This is a genomic window from Clostridium lacusfryxellense (genome assembly GCF_018861735.1).
Classification (GTDB): Bacteria; Bacillota; Clostridia; order Clostridiales; family Clostridiaceae; genus Clostridium_AD; species Clostridium_AD lacusfryxellense.
On record NZ_JAHLEB010000001.1, the window covers coordinates 280,133 to 298,698 of the forward strand.

Here is an 18,566-nt window from a genome sequence, read left to right on the forward strand (position 1 = left end):
TAAAACAATAAAATTGAAACAAAATAAGATTTGGGTAAAAGAATCTGCAAGAACAATGAAGTTGAAATCTAAAAAATACATTAATAGAATAAGGAGTTGAAAATATGGAATTAAATTGGATTTGGCAAGCAATTTTAATATTCTTTGTAGGAACTTTTATTTTAAGAGTAGGTGGAAGAAAATCAATTTCTCAAATGACTATATCTCAAACTATTGTAATGGTTGGACTAGGATCTTTACTTATTCAACCAGTAACTGGAAATGGACTCCTAATTACGTTTATAATAGCATTTATTTTAACTTTATTAATGGTAATTACTGAATATTTAGAGATTAAGGTAGATTTTTTCGAAACCATATTTTCTGGTAAAGCTGTTATTGTTATAGAGAATGGTAAAGTAAACATTAAAAATCTAAAAAAATTAAGACTATCAATAGATAAACTTGAAACTCGTTTGCGACAGGCTGGGATATCCTCTATAGAAGATATTAAATATGCAACAATTGAAGTAAGCGGACAAATAGGTTATGAGTTAAAAGATAACAAGAAACCACTGACACAGGAGGACTTTATTAAGCTAATGAACGAAATATCTCAGATGAAATCAATGTTTAGTAATAATATGAGCATGGAGTCAAAACAAAATCAAAATAATAATATTTTTGAAGAGGTAAATAGTAAAAAATATGAAGGTAACAAAAATGAACCATAAAAATGTTCACTAAAGGTAAAGTGCACATTTTTCTGATAGTGTGATAGTGCAGGTAAAAATGGCGTAGCGATTTCAGGTACATTTGGAAAGAACAGACTAAAAATCTGTGCTTTCTTATTATATAAAAACAAATCCCTTATATTTGAAATTTATGTTATGATTGGTATATAAGTAAGCTATAAGTTATTTCGTAGTCGTATTATATTGTATAACTAATGAATAACTACAAAATATATTTTGTAGTTATCAAAGGGAGGCATCAATAATGAAAATAGTTTTTATGGGAACTCCTGATTTTGCAGTTCCCTCATTGAAGAAAATGATAGAGAAATATAATGTAAGTGCGATTGTAACACAACCTGATAAACCAAGTGGAAGAGGGAAAAAGGTTGCAATTTCACCAATAAAAGAGGTCGGACTATCGAATCAAATTCCAATTTTTCAGCCCGAAAAAATAAAAACAGACTCTGTAATTATTGATAAATTAAAAGAAATAAAACCTGATTTTATTATTGTTGTAGCATATGGTCAAATCATAACTAAGCATATACTTGACATACCAAGACTCGGATGTATTTGTCTACATGCATCTCTCCTCCCAATGTATAGGGGGTCATCACCAATAAATTGGAGTTTAATAAATGGGGAAATAACAACTGGAAATACAACTATACTAATGGATACTGGTATAGATACGGGTGATAAGCTTATGAAAAGTGAGTTTGATATATCTGAATCTATGACAGCAGGAGAATTGTACAATTTATTAAAAATAAACGCTGCTGAACTGTTAGAGGAAACAATAAATGGCATTATCACAGGTGAAATTTGTGGGGTAAAACAACAGAGTGATGGAAGTTCTTATGTACAGATGTTAAACAAGGAAATGGCAAAGATTAATTGGAATGACAGTAGTATTAACATACATAATTTAATAAGAGGATTGAGTTTTTGGCCATATAAAAATATAAACTCATGGCCAACTGCTCATACTTATTATAAAGATATTCCAATTAAAATATTTAAATCCAAGTCATTAGAGGCAAATACTATTAAACCACCTGGGTATATCATAGATGCAAATAATGAAGGAATTACAGTCGCCACCAATAACGGTATTCTGATTATAGAAATATTACAGTTTCCAGGGGGGAAACCTCTTGAGGTAAAAGAATTTTTAAAAGGAAATAAAATAGAAAAAGGCATTGTATTATCATAATCATATCACATGAATAAAACAATAGGATTAGAAGATTTTATAATGCTTAAGCAAAATACTAGATTAGAAAATAGAGAAATATGTGTAGAAAACATATCCCTTATGGAAAGCACAAGAATCAATGGAAAGTTAACATATATACCACTTTATGTGTGTAAAATAGGTAAATAAAAAGGGGAGTTCACTTTGTGAACTTCCCTTTCAAAATATATCATATTTAATTTTAATTTAAGTAGAGCATAGCCATTATTTTTTCAATTAAAGTATTTTTCTGTGTCTTTTACATATATTAAAGACCTTTTACTTATAAAATCGTACTATCCTCTAAACACTGTGGAAATTCAATTTGAACCATTGGACTATCCCCTTTCTATTAGCAATTATTTTAGTTAATCTAATGAAAGTTAATAATTTTCTTTGTTTGGTTATGAACTTATAATAACATAGTAATTAATATTTGTAAAGACTTATTTTTAATTAATAATAAATATTGGTATAGATTTTTTATTAAGACTGAGACTGCCTTGGAGTTTTATTTTTTCATTTAAAGTATATTTCCATACATTTATTCTAATGATAATTAAGTAATAATGAAATAAAAAAATATACATGAAGGATGGATAAAAAATGAAAAATAAAAAAATTTCTTTAATATTAATTAGTGTTAGTATGACTACTTTAATATTTACTGGATGTGCTATGAAAAACTCTACGAAAACGCCGATGAATAATACTAATAAAACTAACCAAACTAACCAAACTAATAAATCTAACCAAGCTACATCAACTGACACAATGAAAAAACTTTATTCTAATGCTCTTAATGAACTAGTTACTGCTAAAACAATAACAACTACCCAATCAAAAAAAGTACTTGCAGCAATAACAAAGAATATGCCACAAGGTTCAGTCGCAAATAGTAGTAATAGAACAACCACTAATACAGGAACAGGAACAGGAACAGGAACGACAGGAACGCCAGAAATGACAGGAACACCAGGAACGACAGGATCAACAGGAACCGCAGGAACTGGAACTGGAACACCAGGAATAACAGGAACAGACACAACAAATGAAACAAACCAAAACGAGACAACAAATGATAGTAATGTAATTAATGAATTAAGATCATTAGTTAGTAGTAAAGTAATCACTCAGGGACAATCTGATATGATATACCAAAAAATTCATTTATAATTGGATTTGTGAATAAGTATGTTATTTTACCATAATAATGTGGACGAAATGGTATGGTAATTTTATAAACAAAGATAGCCAGGAAATGTATAATTAAAAGGGAATTCAATAATGAATTCCCTTTTAATTATATTAAGCTATAATTTTTTATAAATCCGCATTGCAAAGATATAAGCAACAACTATTATTGCTATACACCAAGCAAGGGCAACCCAGATATCATAATCTTCTAAACAATCCTGAATTTCGCTAATACATCTTTCTGTAATTTTTATTCCGATAAAAAAACATATAATTACTTTTATGCGGCTTAGATCACTAATGAATTGTAAAACACACATAAAAATGATAAAATAAAGCTAAGATAGGAAGTAGGTGTAACTGTTGATAAACACTGAAAATGAACAACGGGTAAAGTTAGATGAGATATTAAAATCGCTGTTTGCAGTATCTAAGAAAGTACTAATTACAATGATGAATAGCTTATTTAAAGAAGATTTTGATGTTGAAATGACAGACATAACGTTCGAAAATAATGAATTTGTTTCAGATGATTACGATATAATACGTGGTGATTTATTTTTAAAAATTTCAAAGGGGAATAAACCATATCATTATCATATAGAACTTCAGACTAAAAACGATGCAACGATGGTAATACGGATGTTTGAATATGGATTTAAAAAAGCAAAAGAACTAGCAAAATATCAGGTAGAAGACGAACAAGAAATAGTTATATATATTCCAAAGCAATTGGTTATATTTGTAGAGCAAAATAAAAATATTAAAGATGAATTAAAAATGAAATTAGTTTTTCCGGGTGGACAGGAAATAAAATATGCTGTGCCAACAATGAAATATTGGGAATACAGTGATATAGATATTATGCAAGATAAAATGTATCCACTGCTTCCTTTACAAGTATTCAAACTCAGGTACAAAATGGAACAAATAAAAAAGAGATATGGTGAAGGAAGTTCTGAAATAAAAGAAACTATTATGGAAGCAAAAAAGATATCAGAAACAATATCTAAAGAAGGAAGTCAATTATTTAACAATGCAGAAATAGACGGGGATGATTTACACAGAATATTGCTAGCAGTAGCAAATTTATTTGAATATCTTAATACAAAATATGGTGAGGATGAAAAATTAAATGAGGAGGTGCGTAATATGACTAAGACTCTGTATGATCCGGCTGTAGAACAAAGAGGGATAGAAAAAGGGATAGAAAAAGGAATAGAAAAAGGGGATATTAAGGCTAGAGAAGAAATGGTAAAAGAAATGTTGTTAGATGGTGAGAGTATTGTGAAAATTAAGAAGTACTCTAAGTTAAGTGAGGAAGAAATAGCAAAAATAAAAAATAAAATAATGCAATAAAACAATATAAAGTACTGTAGATTAACTTCTACGGTATTTTTTTACTTATCCATTTACATGTATTTTAAAAATACAAAAGGGGAGCCCACTTTAAACTTCTCCTTTAAAATATGTCATATTTAATTTTAATTTAAGTAGAGCATAGCCATTATTTTTTTTAATTAAAGTATTCCAACCTATTACTTATAAAATCGTACTATACTATAAACACTGTGGAAATTCAATTTGAACCATCGGACTATTCCCTTTCTATTGTCAATTAATAATAAATATCGTTTAGTCTATGATTAAAAGATAAATATGCTAAAAGTTTGTTATAATTTTTTATAAATCCGCATTGCAAAGATATAAGCAACAACTATTATTGCTATACACCAAGCAAGGGCAACCCAGATATCATTTCCTACGGGTTGGACTCCTAATAAATTCCGAATAGCTTCTACAATAGGCGTTACAGGTTGATTTTCTGCAAATGCACGTACTGTTGAAGGCATAGTATCTGTTGGTACAAAGGCAGAACTGATAAATGGTAAGAAGATGATTGGGTAAGAGAATGCTCCTGCACCATCTGGTGTTTTAGCAGCAAGTCCTGCAATTACAGCAATCCAAGTCAAAGCAAGTCAAAGCAAGTGTAAAGATACCAAGAATTCAAAATACGCCGAGCCATTCTAAGATTCCTGCGCAGGAACGGAAACCCATTAATAATGCAACAAGTATAATTACTACTACAGAAATTCCATTAGAAATTAATGAGGTTAATACATGTCCCCATAATACTGTAGAACGAGCGATGGGCATAGAGTGAAAACGTTCAAAGATACCACGTTCTTTATCTGTAAACAAACGGTAAGCTACGTATGCAATCCCACTACCAATGGTCATTAACATTATACCTGGTAATAGATAATCAATATAATTTTCTGTACCTGTTGTGATTGCACCACCAAATACATAAACGAATAATAACATAATTGCAATTGGTGTTATACTAACTGTAATAATTGTATCCATACTTCTAAAAATATGACGCATAGAACGTCCAAACATAACACCCATATCTTTGAAAAAATATTTATTTATAGATTCCATTTATTTCTCCTCCTTTTTACTAATGATTGTTAGGAATATTTCTTCTAATGTAGGTTGTTTTTCAACATATTCAACTTTTGCAGGTGGGAATAATTTTTTAAGTCCATCTAGTGTGTCTAGAGCAATGATTTTTCCTCCATGAAGAATAGCGATTTTATCTGCAAGTTTTTCTGCTTCCTCTAAATATTGAGTTGTTAAGAATACTGTAGTTCCTGCAGCTGATAACTCTTTTACAATTTTCCAAACTTCTAAACGTGCTTCTGGATCAAGACCTGTCGTTGGCTCGTCTAGGAAAATAATCTTTGGATTTCCTACAAGACTCATTGAGATATCAATTCTTCTTTTCATCCCTCCAGAGTAAGTACCAACTCTGCGGTCTGCAGCCTCTGACATACCAAAGCGATTAATTAACTCACTTGCTACTTGATTTGGATTTTTAAGATGTCTAAGTTTTGCTATCATTTGAATATTTTCACGTCCAGTTAAAATTTCATCTATAGCAGCAAACTGACCAGTAAGACTGATTGAACCTCTAATCTCCCCTGGATTTTTTTCAATATCAAAACCATTGATTACAACACTTCCGGAATCTGCCTTAAGTAAAGTAACCATGATTCTAATCATCGTTGTTTTTCCAGATCCATTGGAACCTAGTAATGCAAAGATACCTCCTTGCTCTACTTCAAAATCTACTCCTTTGAGTACTTCTACATCTTTGTAAGATTTCTTTACCCCATTAATTTGTATGATGTTTTTTTTCATTTACTTTCCTCCTTTTAGTCGGACCCCGGGGTAATTAAACCCACTCGCTCCCGCTCGTAAATTACCCGTTAAAGTCCATTTAGGACTTTAACCCCCTCTACAATGTAGTAATCTTACTCAAAGTTGCATCTAATCCTTAGAATGCAGCCTGAGTAGTTATCATAAAAAATGAGCCGACAACTGTGATTTCACTCACATGTTATCGGCTCTGCGTCTTTGCGTCTGGCTCTTTAATAACTGATATATTCATTTGTTTTACATTGATTATCGTTTCCAGTTTACACCTCGGACAAAATAGTGGGAAGTTTTCAAGCACTGTATCATCACGTATCTTGACCCTTGTTTTGTTTCCACAGACTGGGCATAAAATCCACTCATATTCACACACTCTAATCTACCATCCCTTTTACTTTGTTTTATTCGTAACCTTTTTCATGGCCTCATTAACTTCTTGGTTAACAGATTCTTGACAGATGTCTGTGTAAGTTTTTGAATCTTTGATTAGATCGTCGCAGAATGTCGCTACGTCACTGCCCGTCACTTCAAGCACGCCTTTCCCGAAGGTAGCGCCCTCTTCAAAAAGATCAATAATCCCAGAGAGTAAACCTATTCCGCCTTCTAGCTCAACAGGGCCGACCTTATATAGATATTTTTGAATCTCTTTATAAACAATCTGATAATCTTTTGGGAGCGCTTTGACACGCACCACGTGCGCTCGCCACTCTTTTTTGCCTTCGATGATATCTTGTATTCTCATTTTAGCCTCCTAATTACCTAATTTTTTAGCAATATTATTGTTGAGTTGCTTGCGCCACTTGTCGCGAAAGGAATTTGCCCCGTCTTCGCCGGCCAGCGCGGAGCAGAAGCCTTTTATATCGTCATCCAAAACCTCTTTTATACTCTGACCGTCCGCAGCCGTTTCTTCGAGAAGGCCAAGCACACCGTCAAGAATAGGCATGAGGTTGCGACCTGTAAAATCTGAGTGCGGCCAAAGATTAGCTTTAATTTTTTCCCATGCCGCTTGATAATCAGATGGTAGTTTTTTGGCTCGCAGTTCAAAAGTTATCATTTCTTTAGTCATGTCGCTTCCCGTGATTTTTTCCCAAAGATTCATTATTATTTCTCCTTTAACTCGTTAATTTTTGATGATACAAATTCCCATTTTGTCCAGAACCCCTTCAGCTCCTCGCGCCCCGCGTCGTTGAGTTTGAAAAACTTTCGTGGCGGTCCCATATCAGATGGCTTTTTTTCTATGTCCACTAGTTTATTCTTCTCAAGCCGCACCAAAATGGTGTAAACTGTCCCATCTACAACGTCTGAAAATCCTAGGGCGTTCAGCCTCCGCGTGATCTCGTAACCGTAGATTTCCTCGCGGCTTATAATTTCAAGGACGCTACCTTCTAGTACACCCTTTAACATTTCCGTAATATTTTTCAGTTGAATCACCTCTTCACTATTTAGCAATACTGGTATCTAGTATTAATTACTACCACTATATAGTATCACGTAGTAGTGGTGGTGTCAATATGATATATTTATTTTTTAGAGTGTATTTTTATAATTCATATAAAATAAATTGTAATTCACTTTGTATTTAATATATGGTAAAATAACGTAAACTAATTAGCTTTTCGAAAGGATAGTGCAAATGATTTATTTATTTTTAGCTATAATATGTAGTTCATCCATTGCACTTATTTTTAAATATAGTGAAGGAAATGAAATGAATAGGTATGCGGTTACCAGTTCAAATTATTTTACCGCATTTACAGTAAGCTTATTTATGATATTGTTTCAATCGCATATAAAAATTTATAATATGGGTATTTCACTAACCAATTTTGCTCATGAGTTTACAAAAGTTATAATAAAAAATAATGGTGTATTTTCAGAAGGTGCTAGTTTATCATGGGCAATATTGCTTGGATTGATAGGAGGAATATTCTTCTTTTTATCATTTGTTTATTATCAAAAGAGTGTAGGGAAAAATGGCGCGGCGATTTCAGGCACGTTTGGAAAGTTGGGAATTTTAGTTCCAATGATATTCTCTGTTATTATATGGAAAGAAATCCCCAGAATTCTACAATGGGTTGGAATTTTTATGGCGCTATTTTCAATTGTTTTTGTGAATATTTCTTCGAATAAAGATGAGAGTGGTAATATACGTGTAAACTTAACTTTAATATTGTTATTCTTATTTGGAGGAATGTCAGAATTTCAAAATAAGTTATTTCAACAATATGCTCTTGCAGAATATAAGAATGTATTCTTATTTTTTATATTTGTTATGGCATTTATCTTGAGTTTATATTTTGTTATAAAATCAAAAGCAAAAGTAACGAAGAAGGACTTAATTGTAGGATTTTTAGTTGGTATACCAAATTTATTCTCTTCATATTTTCTTATAATGGCTTTAAGCTTTATGCCTACATCTATAGCTTTTCCTGTATATAGTGCAGGAAGTATAATCTTTATAAGTCTGGGTGAAGTGCTTTTATTTAAGGAGAAGATATCAAAAAAGAATAAAGCTGCTATTTTATTAGTGATTTTAGCTTTAGTACTGATTAATATTTGATATCTATTGTAATAAGTTGTATTTCTAAATTATAGAAAACATGTTACAATTTAAGTGAAATTATGAATAAACAAATAGATTTTTGGAGGGGATATGAATGGATACTATTATAAAAATATATCTGATTATGATTATCTTTTTTTTGATATTAGTAATAATACAATTATATACAGTAATCCGTCAAGGGAAACTTATTATAAACGCAGAGAAAAGTAGGTTTTCTGCTATTTGGTGGGTTGTGGGGATTACAATTTGGATTCTGCTGATTATATTTTACTGTGTATTAGGGTATTTAAATTATAGGAATAACACTTATATTAATATTTTAGGGAATATAATGTGGATTGAAATTGCAATTTTTAATATATTAAGGATGCTTAAAAGTTCGGGAATAAGAGAAAATGGTATAAATGGCTCTGGAAGCTTTTATAAATGGTCTAAAGTTGAAAGTTATAGTTGGATATCACCAACTATTATTCAATTTGAAGTTAATACATTCTTCAAAACTAATTACAGTTTTAAATTTACCATAAAAGAACAATTAATATCAAAAGTAAATGAAACAGTACAAAAATACGTTCCTTAAATTATTTATAATACCTAGAATTGCAGGCACATTCACATTTGGATGATATAAATAATTTCACTGGGTATAATAATTACAAAAAGATAAATATCGTATGAAAGGGGAGTTTACTTAATGGATATTAAAAAAGGAGAAAATAGTTTTTTTGTAGGGGATAATGAGAAAGAATCATTAACTAAGATAGAATTTGGACAAATTGGTGATACGATAATAATCAATCATACTATTGTATCAGAACAGTTAAAAGGTCAAAATGTAGCCATGCAGTTGCTTGAAAAGGTTGTTGATCTTGCGAGAGAAAAAAATAAAAAAATAATTCCTATATGTACCTATGCTAAAGCTAAATTGAATAAAAATGATCAGTATTTAGATGTGCTACAAAAGTGAAGAAAAGGGTAAATTGCATTTTTCTAAAGTAAGAAGTGCTGCGATTTAACCTGATTAATTAGCACATTAGAAAGGCTATCATAGGAGGATAATTATGAAAATTACTACAATTAAAGAAAATGGTGTAGAAATTGCTGTTGTAAGCAGCAGTGAGTTAATAATAACTGATGTTCAGTCATCATTAGATTTCATAGCAACAGTAAATTATGAAGTAGGTTGTGAGCGTATAATTTTGAATAAATCAGCAATATGTGAGGACTTTTTCAACTTAAAAACACGGCTTGCTGGAGAAATATTACAAAAGTTTATTAATTATCATACAAAAATTGCTATAGTTGGAGACTTTTCTGTGTATACAAGCAAGAGTTTAAAAGATTTCATCTATGAGAGTAACAAAGGCAAGGATATATTTTTCTTGTCAAATGAAAAAGAAGCTGTTGATAAATTGAGCATTGTTTAAGTCATAATTGAAGAAACCAAGTTATAAACTTAATCAATATAATATAAATATTTATAATCTTAATAATTTGTTTTAAATCACATTCTTATGGCTAAAATAAATATACAATAGAGCCATAGGAAAGCAATAATAAAAGAAAATAAAATATTAGGAGGAAAAAATATGAACACTAAATTTTTCAAAAATATAGAGGTTGCAAAAGCATTAGGACTAAAAGAAGAGGTATTATATGTAGAGAATCAAGTTGTCAGTAAAACATTAACACAAACCAATAACGTTAGCATAACACTATTTGCTTTTGATAAGGGAGAAGAAATAAGTACACATTCAGCACCTGGAGACGCATTAGTATATGTAACAGAGGGACAGGTTACAATTACAGTAGGAGAAAATGCTCCGGTTAAAGTGAGCGAAGGCGAAATGATATTAATGCCAGCAAATACACCTCATGGACTCGTGGCTAATGAGAGATTTAAAATGATGTTAGTTATAGTGAATGGTTAGTAAAAAGCTTATCTTATAGATTAATCTATGAGATAAGCTTTTATTTTAATGTGAGGATTATGGTATCTTTCTTTATTTAATGAATCATTTTTATATTCAATTGCTTCATTTGGACACCAGTGAAGGCATGCCATACATTGCTCACAATGTTGTTTCCATGAAGGCTTTTTATCTATTATCTCTATATTTTTGACTGGGCATACCTTTAAGCAAATTCCACAGTTAGTACATTTTGAGTTCGTCCAAAAACCTTTAGAAAAATCACTTGGATTAAAAGCAAGGTACATTTTTTCTTCAGAGATCTTATCGTTTATAATATCGATTTTGTTAATTATATTATTATTAATTTTTGATACTATATTTAATGTGATCGATTTTTGTACTGTGAGGTAAGTTATCACTTAAATCTTTAGCTATCTTTAAAGAATTGCCTGTTCCACTAAAATAGTAAATAGTTGTACTCATTATATCAACTCCTGATAAATAAATTCATTATTATACTATCATAAAGATAATTTATTTACAATTTCTGTACAAGTCTTTGATACTTGAAGAAATATAATAATGTAAAAGTATACATAATATGCTATAATTTCGTTAGATTTAAGTCGAGTTTGTAATCTAGTATGTCTCAATATGTGGGGGTTTATTATACCATGTTATCATTAATTCTAATATTAATATCTATTCTATGTTTACTTTTGTATTCAGGATTTTTCAAAAAAAAATAAAGGCGCCATAAAGTATAGCAAGAAATGATGAGGATGAACGTTTTATCATTGAAAAACTTGACATTCAATATGTAAATATGCGTATTCCTAAGCTATCAAGTATGGATAATTTTGAATTTTGTACCGAAGATTTAGCTAAGATATATACTGATAAAATAAGAAATATATTGTTAAACATTAATGGATTTAAATAAACTATTTTATAAATACAAAAGGGGAGTTCACTTTGTGAACTTCCCTTTCAAAATATATCATATTTAATTTCAATTTAAGTAGAGTATAGTCATTATTTTTTAATTAAAGTATTTTTCTGTGTCTTTTACATATATTAAAGACCTTTTACTTATAAAATTGTACTATCCTCTAAACACTGTGGTAATTCAATTTGAACCATTGGACTATCCCCTTTCTATTAGAGATTATTTTAGTTAATCTAATGAAAGTTAATAAGTTTGTGGAATTACTTCCACGATCTTTGTAGTAAACAAAATTTTCTTTCTTTGTTTATGAACTTATAATAACATAATAATATATGTTTGTAAAGAACTATTTTCAATTAATAATAAATATCAGTTGATGCATAATTAAAAGATAAATATATTGTAGTAATATTATATAAGCTAGGCTGAAGTTTATATAATCTAAACAGGTTTAAGTAGGTTATTCCATGTATAAATATGGTATACTTGGTTTAAATAAATGTAAATTAAATTTTTAAAAATTAAAAAAGTTTGAATTGAAATTTGGTGCAATTTAATGATAAGTCTAAGCTTAAACTCAATGATAACTTAAAAGGAGCAAGTATGGAATTTCAAAAGTCAGTTATTGAACTTATAAAGATGAGGACATCGAGCAGATCATATGATCAAAAAAACATTGAAAGTATAAAACTTAAAAAGCTAAAGGATTATATTACAAAGATTAATGAAGAAACAAAATTAAGGGTTAGGTTTATATTTACACAAAGTAATGATAACGATGTTAAGCAAGTAAAAAAAATGGGGACGTATGGAGTTATATCAGGTGCCAATTCATTTATTATTGGAATATTAGATAAAGAAGAAAAAGATGCGCTTGAATTTGGATATTTATTTGAAAAAATTGTTCTCTTTGCAACGGATTTAGGACTTCAAACATGTTGGCTAGGTGGAACTTTTAATAAGAGTAATTTTGAACAAAATATGAGTTTACTTGATAATGAATTCATACCCATCGTTTCTCCTGTAGGAATAAAAAAAGAAAAGCCTAGAGTTTTTGAATCAGCTATGAGAGCACTTGTTGGTGCTAATAAACGAAAACCCTGGAGTGAATTATTTTTTGTAGCGGATAGTTTAGCACCATTAAATGAAGACAGTGCAGGTCAATATGCTGTTCCATTAGAGATGGTAAGACTTGGACCTTCTGCTTCTAACAAACAACCTTGGAGAATTATAAAGGAAGAGAATACATATCACTTTTATCTTTCCAGAACAAAAGGCTATGGAGTAACTGGTTATGATATGCAAAAAAACGACATTGGTATAGCTAAATGCCATTTTGAGTTATCTGCAAATGAGCTTGGGTTAAAAGGCACATGGGTAGAAATAAAAAAAATAAGCACACCAAATGACTGGGAATATTGTTGCAGCTGGTTTAATTAATATTTTAAAAGGGAAGTTCACTTTTTGTGAACTTCCCTTTTAAAATAATTTATAAATCACTTGTAATATGCAAACACATCTTCTCTTGAATGAATTTCGAAATTTTGTGGAAGTGGAAGAGCTTTTAAATCTTTTCCTACAAATCTACCATCTACATAATATTCAACTCCACAAAAGGTTTCAAACCACATAAGAATTTTATCAATAAATGGAGTTTTAACTTCCATCAATTCACAAAAACTCTTAATAATGCATAGTCCATATGGGAAATCTTCAAGAAAATATCTTGAATTAAAATCTGGAATATAACCTTTTTCTGTTTTTATAAGTGGAGACTGTATATTATTAAGTGCAGGTTTATTGCTAATTTGCTCAGTTATCTGCTGGGCGGTATCAGCTTTGAAATACGCCTTTACAAAACCAAATTTCTTCAAATCAATAGTTCCGAGCTTAAGGCATAAGTTCTGGACCTCTTCATCAGTGGCTATTAACATTTCTGAACATTCATCCGTCCACTCGTTATAAAATTGAATCATATTTTCCCAATATACTCCTTCTTTATAATTGTGAAAGATTCCATAAAGTCTTGCAGTATGAAGAATTGGATTAGCTGGTGTAAGCGAAACTTGTAGAAAATTTTCTAGGGGATTGCACTTCATATTAAGTATGTGTTCCAATGCCTTGCATACATCAGATGTATTACGAGCAGGAATAGCTCCTATAAAAAGTTCATCTTTCTTACCCAAGTCATACACAGATTTTCCGTACTCCTTTAATCTAGAAATACCATGAACCCTCTGAAATCCGAATATTGTACAGCCGTTTTCAATAAGATCTTTGCAATAGAATTCTCCACCACCATTACCTGGCATCATGCCAATCCAAACTTCTTTTTTTAGAAAAGGCTTTATTCTTTGAATCGTTTTACTGAATATATGAGATGGAAGAGTAGATATAATGATGTCAGCATCCTGTATAACTTCTTGTGGGTTACTAGATATCACATCAATCTTTCCTGTGTATTTAATTGTTCCATCATTATTACAAACCTCAATAATGTTGTTCCAATCATCTGGCCTGGAAGTCAATAGTCTTACAGAAACATCCTCGTTTCTTCCGATGTCTCCCATTAAAAGTGTACCTATATTTCCACCACCTAAAATACATACATTCATTCGTTATCCTCCTAAATTTAAGACTGTTTTTTTTGAGCCGTATTACTATTATAGCATATAAGCTAATATAACCCCATTATAACGCTAATATAAATATTCATAGTGTGGAGGCTTTCGTTTTCTCTATTTAACTTCGAATAGCTTTGAAATTAATATATTTTAGTAGGTTTTTGATGTTGATATATTGTATTGTAACAATAGTACATATTAAACTAATAAATGGTGAAACTAATTATATTATTAAAATTATAAGGAGGCAGTAAAGTGGAAGATATTAAAGTAGTATGTACTTGTTTAAATATCACAGTACAAGATATAACTAATGCTATTGAAAACGGTGCTAAGTCTTTTGAAGAAGTTCAAGCAGCTACAAATGTCAGTACTGGATGTGGTAAATGTATAGATTCAGTTAAAGAATTAGTAGATGAATTGTTAGCTTAGTGAGTTTGCAGTTGCTTGCTGTTTTATTTTCTGTGATTTTCTTTGAATTTCTTATAAGTCAAATATACAAAAGGAAACAAAGTGCATAAGACTACTACTGGAATTGGTAAAGCTTGCATAGTTATCGCTCCTTTCTCAAAATGAATAAGCCTTGCTGTAGTTATAGCAATTCTTTCTTTAAGTAAATTTTTGTAGAGACATTTATAGAAATAAAGAGAATAGCAATTATAGATACAATCGGAATTAGGTACTGGATAAACATAGGCAGTGCAGACAATGCCGTAAAATCGAGTTTGATATTGTTTTTTGCTAATATAGCCATTAAAAATGGCGACACCATGATTAATATCATGAAAAAATACTTTGTTTTTTCAAATCCCAATTTGTATTGCACAGGTGTATATATACCAAATAGGATTACTGAAATCAGCATAGTAATAAGGTAGCTAGATGGAGTAAGATGGTCTATCTTAATAAATATCAGTGCTAATATGTTGTATGCCAAGCCACAATAAGTAAAAATTAATATGAGAAAAGCATATCTTGCTTTTACAAGAGTACTGCGGGAGTATGGTGTAGCACATAGCAGTGATTCAGCTTTAGGGTATTTCATTTCTGCCATTAAAACATATTGATACAACATAAAGACTGTAAAAATCACCGACAATACAAATGCACTAAATCCCAAAAGTTGGGATGCTTGTATCATTAAAAATATAGGGATAGCAAATGGCAAAATTACTAAAAGTGGCAAAAAATTTTTTATAAGTAAGAAGTCTTTCTTAACAAGATGTAACAACATTATTTTCCGCCTCCTTCTACATAACTGAGCATAATATTTTCTATGGTAGGTCTTTCGACCAAAATGTCTTTTATGCTTTTTCGCACTTGAGATAATTTATTGGTGATGCCTGCAAAACCAAATCCTGTCTCTTGAATATTTAAGAACAGTTTTCTGGTTTCAATATTTAAATCATTACTATCACCTTTTACTAATCGATGAGTGTCAATCAACGTATCCTTTTCCTCATTAAACAAAATCTTGCCATTATTTATAAGAATTATCATATCTGCAATTTTATCAAGATCGGAAGTAATGTGCGTTGAAAAAAAAACGCTTTTGCCGCCTTGTTTCATATAATCTGTCAATATATCCATGAACTGACTTCGAATTAATGGGTCAAGTCCACTTGTAGGTTCGTCCATAATAAGTAAGTCTGCCTGATGGGAAAGTGCTAAAGTCAAAGCATATTTCATACGCATACCTTTTGAAAGTGTTGAGATTTTCTGACGTGGACTTAGCGTAAAACGTTCCATATAGGTTTTGTAATCACGTTCATTCCAACTAGAATATGCAGGCGCAATAATGCTTTTCATTTCTTTCATTGTAAGGTCATCATAAAAGCAGCCTTCATCCATCACAACTCCAATACGGTTTTTTAACTCAGGCCCATGCTTATCCATATCTTTTCCAAATATTTTTACATCACCGCTATTTCTTTTTATAAGACCAAGAATAGTTCGTATAGTGGTTGTTTTACCAGCTCCATTTATACCGATAAACCCTGTAATACAATCTTCCGGTAAAGAGAAGTTAACATCAGAAAGTGCAAATTCCGCATAAGATTTATTTAACCCTGATACTTCTAATACATTGCTCATTTTTCATCCTCCTCATATAAAATATCCATCATGGCGTTTAATTCTTCTTTAGAAATTTTTAATGTCTTTGCTGATAGAATTAAGTCCTGCATTTTTTGTTCAACAATACGGCGTTTAGAGTCACGTAGTAGTTCTAAATTACCAGCAGAAATAAAAGTGCCAATGCCAACCTGACTTGTAATAAAACCCTCTTGCTCTAATTCATTGTAGACACGACGTATAGTAAGAACGCTTACTTTCAAATCATTTGCAAAATTTCTTATAGACGGGAGTGGATCACCGTCAGACATCTCACCCTTAAAAATGATGTCTTTTAGTTGATCTTTTATTTGTTGGTATAGGGGTATATTAGATATATTTGAAATTAAAATTTTCATATAGTTTATCACCTTTCTTAAGTCGGTGTGTATCTTCTTAATACACACTATACACTTAGGGGGCTGTTTTTGTCAATATGTTAAAGGAAATTTAATAAAACTTTCTACATAATTTAGAAAACATGTTATAATTTTATTAAAGGTTATGCATATTTTATGCAGAGGAATTGGGGGAGGGTATATGAAACCTAAAGCTAAAAAAGCCCTAACAATGTTTTTGGTAATTATAACATTGATAGTATTTTGTATATGGCAAAACAACGGTATAATGGTGACAAAAATTAAATATTCTAATTCTAAAATTCCAAATGACTTTGACGGATATACAATTGTTCAGATTTCTGATTTGCACAATAAAGAATTTGGAATTAATCAATCTAAATTATTAAATAAAACAAAGAAGGCAAAACCTGATATCATAGTAATAACAGGTGACTTAATTGATAGAAATCATACAAATATTGAACTTGCTATGGAATATATAAGTGGAGCAGTGAAGATAGCCCCTGTGTATTTTGTATCAGGTAATCATGAGAAGTGGTCAGGAACTTATAAAGAATTATCAGATAAACTTACAAAAGCAGGTGTAACTATTTTAGACAATAAAAAAGTATCCCTGGATAAAAATAATAAAACTATAACTTTGATAGGAATATCAGACCCCGCTTTTTATCCAGATGATTATTGGGAAGGGAAACGATTAAAAACATTGATGATTGGTGAACAAAATAATTTTAATATTTTACTTTCGCACAGACCAGAATTGATGGATTTATATGTTGATAATCATGTTGATTTAGCATTTAGTGGGCACGCCCATGGTGGGCAATTTAGATTACCATTTATCGGGGGGCTAATTGCACCAGACCAAGGATTATTTCCTGAATTTACAGAAGGTAATCATGAAAAAGAAGCCACATCTATGATAGTTAGCAGGGGACTGGGAAACAGTATTATACCCTTAAGAATTTTTAACAGACCAGAAGTTGTCGTTGTAACTTTAAAAAAATAATAAAGGTTTAATATTATATAGGCTGAAAGGTGGTAACAACTATGAATCAGAAAGATAGAATGTTGGAGGGTCTGCCATATAAGGCATGGTTAGACGGATTAGCAGAAGAACGAATGGAGAATAAAAAGAAGATATATGAGTATAATCACTGTCTACCAGATGAAGATGAGAAAAGTGATAAATTAATAAGAGATATTCTTGGTAAAGCAGGTGTAGACATACATATTGAAGCACCCTTTCGTTGCGATTATGGAAAGAACATTGAAATTGGAGATTGTTTTTTTGCGAATTATAACTGTACTATTTTAGATGTGGGAAAAATAATCATAGGTAATAACGTACAATTTGCTCCGAATGTTTCTTTATATACAGCAGGTCATCCGATACATCCTGATTCGCGAAATTCTGGATATGAATATGGTATTGGTATAACAATAGGAAATAATGTTTGGCTTGGTGGAAATGTTGTTGTAAATCCTGGAGTTAACATTGGAAATAATGCCGTTATAGGTTCGGGAAGTGTTGTTACCAAAGATATTCCAGATAATATGATAGCGGTAGGAAACCCATGCAAGGTTATTCGTGAAATTACCGAAGAAGACCGTAAATATTACTATAAAAATAATGTTTTTGACGTTGATGATTACAACGTTTAG

General features: G+C 30.7%; 24 protein-coding genes and 1 pseudogene. 14 read left to right on the forward strand and 11 right to left on the reverse strand.

The genetic code is table 11. The features are described from left to right. Window positions 1-104: 104 nt before the first annotated feature. The 5 genes from KPL55_RS01330 (at window position 105) to KPL55_RS01350 (ending at window position 4,509) form a co-directional block, all read left to right on the forward strand. The gene (locus KPL55_RS01330) at window positions 105-713 is read left to right on the forward strand and encodes a DUF421 domain-containing protein (RefSeq protein ID WP_216304897.1); all 609 of its coding nucleotides are present in this window, start codon (window positions 105-107) and stop codon (window positions 711-713) included. A gap of 265 nt (window positions 714-978) precedes the next feature. Further along, on the forward strand, window positions 979-1,932 hold the full coding sequence (gene fmt, locus KPL55_RS01335) for a methionyl-tRNA formyltransferase (protein WP_216304898.1): 954 nt from the start codon (window positions 979-981) through the stop codon (window positions 1,930-1,932). A gap of 9 nt (window positions 1,933-1,941) precedes the next feature. Then, window positions 1,942-2,103, forward strand: a complete 162-nt coding sequence (locus KPL55_RS01340; protein ID WP_216304899.1) for a hypothetical protein — start codon at window positions 1,942-1,944, stop codon at window positions 2,101-2,103. Between the two features lie 456 nt (window positions 2,104-2,559). Next, entirely contained in the window at window positions 2,560-3,129 is a 570-nt protein-coding gene (locus KPL55_RS01345) for a hypothetical protein (RefSeq protein ID WP_216304900.1), read from the forward strand. A 384-nt stretch (window positions 3,130-3,513) separates the two neighbouring features. After that, a complete protein-coding gene (locus KPL55_RS01350; protein WP_246599262.1) occupies window positions 3,514-4,509 on the forward strand; it encodes an RpnC/YadD family protein in 996 nt (331 codons plus the stop codon). 314 nt (window positions 4,510-4,823) lie between these two features. On the opposite strand, the pseudogene KPL55_RS01355 reads toward KPL55_RS01350, so the two are convergent. The 6 genes and pseudogenes from KPL55_RS01355 to KPL55_RS01380 form a co-directional block, all read right to left on the reverse strand. Further along, window positions 4,824-5,598: pseudogene (locus KPL55_RS01355) on the reverse strand (ABC transporter permease). Beyond that, window positions 5,599-6,360: an ABC transporter ATP-binding protein gene (locus KPL55_RS01360; RefSeq protein WP_216304901.1), complete on the reverse strand. Its 762-nt coding sequence runs from the start codon at window positions 6,358-6,360 to the stop codon at window positions 5,599-5,601. Window positions 6,361-6,559: 199 nt separating this feature from the next. Beyond that, window positions 6,560-6,748 (reverse strand): cysteine-rich KTR domain-containing protein, encoded by a 189-nt coding sequence (locus tag KPL55_RS01365; protein ID WP_216304902.1) that lies wholly within the window; start codon window positions 6,746-6,748, stop codon window positions 6,560-6,562. A gap of 18 nt (window positions 6,749-6,766) precedes the next feature. Further along, entirely contained in the window at window positions 6,767-7,117 is a 351-nt protein-coding gene (locus KPL55_RS01370) for a DUF1048 domain-containing protein (protein ID WP_216304903.1), read from the reverse strand. A 9-nt stretch (window positions 7,118-7,126) separates the two neighbouring features. Then, window positions 7,127-7,474 (reverse strand): DUF1048 domain-containing protein, encoded by a 348-nt coding sequence (locus KPL55_RS01375; RefSeq protein ID WP_216304904.1) that lies wholly within the window; start codon window positions 7,472-7,474, stop codon window positions 7,127-7,129. Window positions 7,475-7,476: 2 nt separating this feature from the next. Then, a complete protein-coding gene (locus KPL55_RS01380) occupies window positions 7,477-7,779 on the reverse strand; it encodes a PadR family transcriptional regulator (protein ID WP_281418786.1) in 303 nt (100 codons plus the stop codon). 229 nt (window positions 7,780-8,008) lie between these two features. Between KPL55_RS01380 and KPL55_RS01385 the strand changes: the two genes are divergently transcribed. The 5 genes from KPL55_RS01385 to KPL55_RS01405 all read left to right on the forward strand — a co-directional run bounded on the left by KPL55_RS01385 (window position 8,009) and on the right by KPL55_RS01405 (window position 10,872). Next, entirely contained in the window at window positions 8,009-8,935 is a 927-nt protein-coding gene (locus tag KPL55_RS01385; protein ID WP_216304905.1) for an SMR family transporter, read from the forward strand. 97 nt (window positions 8,936-9,032) lie between these two features. Continuing rightward, window positions 9,033-9,521 (forward strand): DUF5673 domain-containing protein, encoded by a 489-nt coding sequence (locus KPL55_RS01390; protein WP_216304906.1) that lies wholly within the window; start codon window positions 9,033-9,035, stop codon window positions 9,519-9,521. A 114-nt stretch (window positions 9,522-9,635) separates the two neighbouring features. Next, window positions 9,636-9,908: a GNAT family N-acetyltransferase gene (locus KPL55_RS01395; protein WP_216304907.1), complete on the forward strand. Its 273-nt coding sequence runs from the start codon at window positions 9,636-9,638 to the stop codon at window positions 9,906-9,908. Between the two features lie 94 nt (window positions 9,909-10,002). Next, the gene (locus KPL55_RS01400; protein WP_216304908.1) at window positions 10,003-10,368 is read left to right on the forward strand and encodes a DUF4180 domain-containing protein; all 366 of its coding nucleotides are present in this window, start codon (window positions 10,003-10,005) and stop codon (window positions 10,366-10,368) included. A 162-nt stretch (window positions 10,369-10,530) separates the two neighbouring features. Continuing rightward, the gene (locus tag KPL55_RS01405; RefSeq protein ID WP_216304909.1) at window positions 10,531-10,872 is read left to right on the forward strand and encodes a cupin domain-containing protein; all 342 of its coding nucleotides are present in this window, start codon (window positions 10,531-10,533) and stop codon (window positions 10,870-10,872) included. Window positions 10,873-10,892: 20 nt separating this feature from the next. Here KPL55_RS01405 and KPL55_RS25885 read toward each other — a convergent pair whose 3' ends face one another. Beyond that, window positions 10,893-11,273, reverse strand: coding sequence for an EFR1 family ferrodoxin (locus KPL55_RS25885; protein ID WP_312887185.1), 381 nt, complete (start codon window positions 11,271-11,273; stop codon window positions 10,893-10,895). A 1,133-nt stretch (window positions 11,274-12,406) separates the two neighbouring features. On the opposite strand from KPL55_RS25885, the gene KPL55_RS01415 reads away from it, so the two are divergent. Further along, window positions 12,407-13,243 (forward strand): nitroreductase family protein, encoded by an 837-nt coding sequence (locus KPL55_RS01415; RefSeq protein ID WP_216304910.1) that lies wholly within the window; start codon window positions 12,407-12,409, stop codon window positions 13,241-13,243. 56 nt (window positions 13,244-13,299) lie between these two features. On the opposite strand, the gene KPL55_RS01420 is transcribed toward KPL55_RS01415, so the two are convergent. Beyond that, window positions 13,300-14,418 carry an NAD/NADP octopine/nopaline dehydrogenase family protein gene (locus tag KPL55_RS01420; protein ID WP_216304911.1) on the reverse strand — a complete coding sequence of 373 codons (1,119 nt, stop codon included), beginning with the start codon at window positions 14,416-14,418 and terminating at the stop codon, window positions 13,300-13,302. 264 nt (window positions 14,419-14,682) lie between these two features. Here KPL55_RS01420 and KPL55_RS25890 point away from each other — a divergent pair, with 264 nt between their 5' ends. Then, window positions 14,683-14,859, forward strand: coding sequence for a (2Fe-2S)-binding protein (locus tag KPL55_RS25890; RefSeq protein WP_216304912.1), 177 nt, complete (start codon window positions 14,683-14,685; stop codon window positions 14,857-14,859). A gap of 160 nt (window positions 14,860-15,019) precedes the next feature. Here the strand turns inward: KPL55_RS25890 and KPL55_RS01430 are convergent, their stop codons facing one another. From KPL55_RS01430 to KPL55_RS01440, 3 genes are read right to left on the reverse strand one after another with little or no spacing between them, the layout of a single operon-like run. Then, the gene (locus tag KPL55_RS01430; protein ID WP_216304913.1) at window positions 15,020-15,661 is read right to left on the reverse strand and encodes an ABC-2 transporter permease; all 642 of its coding nucleotides are present in this window, start codon (window positions 15,659-15,661) and stop codon (window positions 15,020-15,022) included. Continuing rightward, complete coding sequence (locus tag KPL55_RS01435) at window positions 15,661-16,521, reverse strand: ABC transporter ATP-binding protein (protein WP_216304914.1); 861 nt, start codon at window positions 16,519-16,521, stop codon at window positions 15,661-15,663. The genes KPL55_RS01430 and KPL55_RS01435 overlap by 1 nt, the downstream gene beginning before the upstream one ends. Further along, the gene (locus KPL55_RS01440; RefSeq protein WP_216304915.1) at window positions 16,518-16,898 is read right to left on the reverse strand and encodes a GntR family transcriptional regulator; all 381 of its coding nucleotides are present in this window, start codon (window positions 16,896-16,898) and stop codon (window positions 16,518-16,520) included. The genes KPL55_RS01435 and KPL55_RS01440 overlap by 4 nt, the downstream gene beginning before the upstream one ends. 181 nt (window positions 16,899-17,079) lie before the next feature. Here KPL55_RS01440 and KPL55_RS01445 point away from each other — a divergent pair, with 181 nt between their 5' ends. Further along, window positions 17,080-17,910, forward strand: a complete 831-nt coding sequence (locus KPL55_RS01445) for a metallophosphoesterase (protein ID WP_216304916.1) — start codon at window positions 17,080-17,082, stop codon at window positions 17,908-17,910. A 41-nt stretch (window positions 17,911-17,951) separates the two neighbouring features. Continuing rightward, complete coding sequence (locus KPL55_RS01450; protein ID WP_216304917.1) at window positions 17,952-18,566, forward strand: sugar O-acetyltransferase; 615 nt, start codon at window positions 17,952-17,954, stop codon at window positions 18,564-18,566.